At 49.9% G+C, this 5,131-nt stretch carries 7 protein-coding genes; 1 reads left to right on the top strand and 6 read right to left on the bottom strand.

Features of this window, described 5'->3' with window-relative positions; all coding sequences use genetic code 11:
* Positions 1 to 194 precede the first annotated feature (194 nt).
* The 5 genes from ppnP to ACUU1I_RS19550 all read right to left on the bottom strand — a co-directional run bounded on the left by ppnP (position 195) and on the right by ACUU1I_RS19550 (position 2,892).
* The gene (gene ppnP, locus ACUU1I_RS19570) at positions 195 to 479 is read right to left on the bottom strand and encodes a pyrimidine/purine nucleoside phosphorylase (protein ID WP_000941942.1); all 285 of its coding nucleotides are present in this window, start codon (positions 477 to 479) and stop codon (positions 195 to 197) included.
* Positions 480 to 550: 71 nt separating this feature from the next.
* Positions 551 to 1,228, bottom strand: a complete 678-nt coding sequence (locus ACUU1I_RS19565; RefSeq protein ID WP_152030620.1) for an AroM family protein — start codon at positions 1,226 to 1,228, stop codon at positions 551 to 553.
* A 257-nt stretch (positions 1,229 to 1,485) separates the two neighbouring features.
* Positions 1,486 to 1,677: a protein YaiA gene (gene yaiA / locus ACUU1I_RS19560; protein WP_001142439.1), complete on the bottom strand. Its 192-nt coding sequence runs from the start codon at positions 1,675 to 1,677 to the stop codon at positions 1,486 to 1,488.
* A 49-nt stretch (positions 1,678 to 1,726) separates the two neighbouring features.
* Complete coding sequence (aroL, locus tag ACUU1I_RS19555; protein WP_000193391.1) at positions 1,727 to 2,251, bottom strand: shikimate kinase AroL; 525 nt, start codon at positions 2,249 to 2,251, stop codon at positions 1,727 to 1,729.
* Between the two features lie 182 nt (positions 2,252 to 2,433).
* Entirely contained in the window at positions 2,434 to 2,892 is a 459-nt protein-coding gene (locus ACUU1I_RS19550; protein WP_000158159.1) for a YaiI/YqxD family protein, read from the bottom strand.
* Positions 2,893 to 3,011: 119 nt separating this feature from the next.
* Between ACUU1I_RS19550 and proC the strand changes: the two genes are divergently transcribed.
* Positions 3,012 to 3,821: a pyrroline-5-carboxylate reductase gene (gene proC, locus ACUU1I_RS19545; RefSeq protein ID WP_005066432.1), complete on the top strand. Its 810-nt coding sequence runs from the start codon at positions 3,012 to 3,014 to the stop codon at positions 3,819 to 3,821.
* A gap of 16 nt (positions 3,822 to 3,837) precedes the next feature.
* Here the strand turns inward: proC and adrA are convergent, their stop codons facing one another.
* Entirely contained in the window at positions 3,838 to 4,953 is a 1,116-nt protein-coding gene (adrA, locus tag ACUU1I_RS19540) for a diguanylate cyclase AdrA (RefSeq protein ID WP_024259952.1), read from the bottom strand.
* Positions 4,954 to 5,131 lie beyond the last annotated feature (178 nt).

Genomic DNA, 5,131 nt, shown 5'->3' with positions numbered 1-5,131 from the left:
GCATTATCTGAACATAAAACACCATCAGTAAGTTGGAGTCATTACCCTGGAGATCTTCACTGATATTTATATCAACCTTGATGAATTATGAATATATCGGAAATTGAAAAAATCGCAGCAAAGGAAATATTATTATGGGTTAAAGAGAGGATATTTCAGAAAAATGCCCTCCCGTTCAAGGGGAAGGCGAGGAATTACAGATAGCGGCACAGATAAGAGGTAGGTTCGGCAACTTGAAGATGAAACTCACTGTGACCGGGAACATTAAACACCGAACCGGCTTCATACACTTGCCAGTCGGTCGCGTCAGGCAGTAACACATTCAGCGCGCCACTGATTACCGTCATCTCTTCCGGCTCAGCGGTGCTGAAGGTGTATTCGCCTTCAACCATAACACCCACGCTGGCGCGACCAGTGCTGCTGCTGGAAAAGCCGATCGATTTCACTTTGCCGGAAAAGTACTCATTACTTTGAAGCATAAACTGGCCCTGTCTGGTAGTTGAACATCTACTTCACTATAGGGGCCAGAGGCGCTGGCTGTCACGCAAAATTACACCAGTAATTCCGCAGCCAGCCGTGCAATCAATACGTTAGAGAGCAAGACAGGAACATCGAGCTGTTTTTGCAGTAAATCGCGATGACGTTGGTGGAATCCTAAACAATCCAGCATGATGACATCAGCCCCTTTTGCCAGTAATTCTTTCCCAGCATCAATGATTTTTTGTTCTGAATCATGAATGGGGTTACCCAATGAAAATACCGGCGATTTCTGCAAAATTTGCCATTTTTGCGCCTGAACGGGCAGCATCTCCTCAACCGGAACGATAACCCCCACCTGATGATCTTCAACAATAGAGGAAACCAGTGGAGGCAATATTCGCGACGGCTCAAGAAAGATCGTATTACGCGCAGTCATACTACTAATGTTTGCTGTACTCATTAATAAAATGACGTCATAACCCTGATTATCGAGCACTTCAACCACACCTTGCAGATCTCGCTCCACTTTACGACGCGAAACATGGGCCAGCTGGTTGTCATTTAATAATGTGAGAATGGTGTCTTCGCCTGCTTCTGGCGCGTACTCCGCCATCACTTCTTCACGACTTAACTTCTCCAGCAGGCTATGATGGGAAATATTATCTTCGTCAATGTATTCCGTCAGGAGCGGCAAAACCTCCTGCATAGGTACAATGCCGATGGTCAGGATCGCCAACGACGCACTCATTGTTCATCCACCTTACTTTTCTTTCGTCGTTAATTACCGGGCAAGTGTGAAGCACCACTGCTGACACTTACTTGTGCTACAAATGACAAAAAGCGTAGCAGCAGACGTGCACGGCATAATGTAAAGATTCCAAATGATTCCAGTAATGGAATGTTATTGTTTAATATTCTAATTATTAGAAAAACATGAATTATGAAAAATGTGACGCAGATCCCTTGTAGTGGCACTCAGAATCCCTTCCGAGCAGTCTGATGCGGTCACTCTTTGTCAGGGTCCTCATAGCGTTTTTTCGCATCCATCGCTTCCTGAGCCGTCGGATGTTCACTGATCAACGAGTCTGGTTTAGGATGATCGGCTCTGAGTTGGTACCAGGTTACCGTCTGTCCTGGCTTTCCTTTTTCAATCGTCACTATATATGCTTCACGAGGATAAGGCGGTTTCGTTGGCATCGTTCTTCCTTATTTCACGGGATGAACGTTAAGTATAGGCGCTCTAAAATCAACAATTGATCGTCTGTGCCAGGGCGCTACGAATTTCAGAAATCACCTGGTTGGGTTCGTTTGTTGCGTCGATGATAATATGCGCAACTTCGCGATATAGCGCATCGCGTTCTTCCAGCACTTCCTGAACTTCTTCGCTCAGCGGTTTTCCCGTTAAGGTTGGCCGTAAATCTTCTTCCGGTGCAGCTTGCAGTCGGTTAACCAGGACTGATACTGGCGCACACAAATAAACCACGATCCCGTTATTTTGCATGAAGTGACGATTAAATTCCGTCAGAATAATGCCGCCGCCTGTAGCGATAACGGTGGATGGCGCAGTTACCGCTTCCAGCGCCGCCGTTTCTCTGGCGCGAAATCCCGCCCACTCTTCCCTTTCGACGATCTCCGCGACCGTCATATTGAGCTGTGATTGCAACCACTGATCGGTATCGACAAACCGACGGTTAAGCGAATCGGCAAGGGCCATTCCGACCGTTGTTTTACCACAGCCCCGAGGCCCGATCAGAAAAAGAGGTTGTGTCATCGTGGGTTTTCCCCAATAGGTCGCAATGCGGCGAAAGCCGGTGTCATGAGAATAGCGATCATACCATCAAACTAGTACAATTTCGATTGTAAAGAAAAAATTCCACTTAAAGTGAAAATCTCAATACATCCCTTACTATACCAATAAATATTCAAGAATGAAGTGTAAATAATAAATTACATTTAGCCACGACTACGTTGCACTTCCAGCCACCACTTCTCCAGCTCCGCGGCAAAGGCCTGGCGGTCACGTTGTGAAAGGCTATCTGGTCCGCCGGTCTGGATCCCACTGGCACGTAAGGTATCCATAAAATCGCGCATCGTCAGGCGCTCACGAATGGTCGCTGGCGTGTAACGTTCGCCGCGCGGATTAAGCGCCGCTGCGCCTTTCTCGATGGCTTCAGCAGCCAAAGGTATATCTGCGGTGATCACCAAATCGCCCGCTTCACACTGCCGGACAATTTCGTTATCGGCAACGTCGAAACCTGCCGCGACGCGCAGCGTACGAATAAATCGCGATGGCGGCACGCGTAAACTCTGGTTTGCTACCAGTACCAGCGGCATCTGCATACGTTCCGCCGCGCGATACAAAATCTCTTTAATTACATTGGGACACGCGTCGGCATCCACCCAAATTGTCATAAAGTCATCCTTTGTTGGGTAATCCTCTATTGTGTCGCGCTTTTGCCTTCCGGCATAGTTCTGTTTATGCTTCTGCCAGCGATTATCAAAACAATGAATTTCACGGCAGGAGTGAGGCAATGGAAAAGAAAATCGGTTTTATTGGCTGCGGCAATATGGGAAAAGCCATTCTCGGCGGTCTAATTGCCAGCGGTCAGGTGCTTCCAGGGCAAATCTGGGTATACACCCCCTCCCCGGATAAAGTCGCCGCCCTGCATGACCAGTTCGGCATCAACGCCGCAGAATCGGCGCAAGAAGTGGCGCAAATCGCCGACATCATTTTTGCTGCCGTTAAACCTGGCATCATGATTAAAGTGCTTAGCGAAATCACCTCCAGCCTGAATAAAGACTCTCTGGTCGTTTCTATTGCTGCAGGTGTCACGCTCGACCAGCTTGCCCGCGCGCTGGGCCATGACCGGAAAATTATCCGCGCCATGCCGAACACTCCCGCGCTGGTTAATGCCGGGATGACCTCCGTAACGCCAAACGCGCTGGTAACCCCAGAAGATACCGCTGATGTGCTGAATATTTTCCGCTGCTTTGGCGAAGCGGAAGTAATTGCTGAGCCGATGATCCACCCGGTGGTCGGTGTGAGCGGTTCTTCGCCAGCCTACGTATTTATGTTTATCGAAGCGATGGCCGACGCCGCCGTGCTGGGCGGGATGCCACGCGTCCAGGCGTATAAATTTGCCGCTCAGGCGGTAATGGGTTCCGCAAAAATGGTGCTGGAAACGGGAGAACATCCGGGGGCACTGAAAGATATGGTCTGCTCACCGGGAGGTACCACCATTGAAGCGGTACGCGTACTGGAAGAGAAAGGCTTCCGTGCCGCAGTGATCGAAGCGATGACGAAGTGTATGGAAAAATCAGAAAAACTCAGCAAATCCTGATGACTTTCGCCGGACGTCAGGCCGCCACTTCGGTGCGGTTACGTCCGGCTTTCTTTGCTTTGTAAAGCGCCAAATCTGCCGATTTCAACCACTCACGATAGTGACTCATTTGTGGGTTCAGCGGCGCAACCCCCACACTAATCCGTAAAGTTACCTGTGGCGTATTCGGCAAGCGTAACGTGTTTAGCCCTTCACGCACCCGTAACATGGCGGTAATGGCGCTCTCAGCTGGCGTACCGGACATGATTACTGCAAACTCATCGCCGCCAAACCGACCAATCACATCGCTACCGCGCAGGGTAATTTGTAACTGTCGGGTAAGCGCCACAATCGCTTCATCGCCCACATCATGACCCCAGGTATCGTTGATGCTCTTGAAATGGTCGATATCGATAATCAGTAACGTTGCATCGCGATTATGCCGCCGACAGTTATCAAATTCATTGCGTAACATAGTTTCCCAATGACGTCGGTTATACACGCCCGTCATGCCGTCGCGAGTACTCATGACCTGCAACCTGCGTTTATGTTCCGCCAGTTTGGTTGCCGTCTGGTAGCTGACCCAGCCAAACAGCAGAGGATAAACGACAATAATGGGAAGGGAGAGCCACCATTCCAGCGGCGCACTATTGAACGACACGGTAATGCCCGTAAGCTCGAGGGTGACAAGGCAGGAAACCACCATCAACACCAGACCCGCGACAAACAGACGGGGGCCGCCTGCCCCCATCAAATTCAGACACAGAATCATCAACATAGCGGTGGAAGGCAGCACGTTTACGCCCATTACGCCTACCCACATTCCCGCTAATACTGCATCGGTTTTTAAGTTGTAAATTTCCCGGCTAAGCGGATCGACGGCCCTGCTCGCTATCTGCCAGGCTAAATGCGGCCAGACGAACGCCCAGCCGACCAACACCAGCCACCACCAGCCCGGCGGCGGGTGCGAAACCAGCGTTGAAGCAATCGGTAAGAACATGCCAGCCAGGCCAACCGCACGGGGTAGTCTGACGCGACGGGCGAAGCGCAGCCCGGACCGCTGATGTTCGTTTTGAGGAGTTAAAGGAGGTTCCTCCCCATGCGCCGCCGCTTTTTTGAAAAAGTTTTCATCATTCATTATTTTTGGGAACACTCAGAAACAATTTTCCCAAATTATAGAGACGGGGCTAAAGGCAGAAGTATGAAATTTCGGGTGAGCCACTTTCGTAGCTCACCCGTTAGCACTATCTGAACCGCCCCGGGAATCCTGGAGACTAAACTTCCTGAGAAAGAGGTAAACAGGATGACTAAAAATACTCGTTTTTCCCCCA

The sequence above is a fragment of the Shigella sp. SIG3 genome (genome assembly GCF_053555855.1).
The sequence above is the reverse complement of the archived record's forward strand: the minus strand, read 5'-3'. Positions and strand labels throughout refer to the sequence as shown.

Excerpts from the sequence above, each read along its gene's own strand:
- ppnP (WP_000941942.1), bottom strand. The coding sequence starts at position 479 with ATGCTTCAAAGTAATGAGTACTTTTCCGGCAAAGTGAAATCGATCGGC.
- ACUU1I_RS19565 (WP_152030620.1), bottom strand. The coding sequence starts at position 1,228 with ATGAGTGCGTCGTTGGCGATCCTGACCATCGGCATTGTACCTATGCAG.
- yaiA (WP_001142439.1), bottom strand. The coding sequence starts at position 1,677 with ATGCCAACGAAACCGCCTTATCCTCGTGAAGCATATATAGTGACGATT.
- aroL (WP_000193391.1), bottom strand. The coding sequence starts at position 2,251 with ATGACACAACCTCTTTTTCTGATCGGGCCTCGGGGCTGTGGTAAAACA.
- ACUU1I_RS19550 (WP_000158159.1), bottom strand. The coding sequence starts at position 2,892 with ATGACAATTTGGGTGGATGCCGACGCGTGTCCCAATGTAATTAAAGAG.
- proC (WP_005066432.1), top strand. The coding sequence starts at position 3,012 with ATGGAAAAGAAAATCGGTTTTATTGGCTGCGGCAATATGGGAAAAGCC.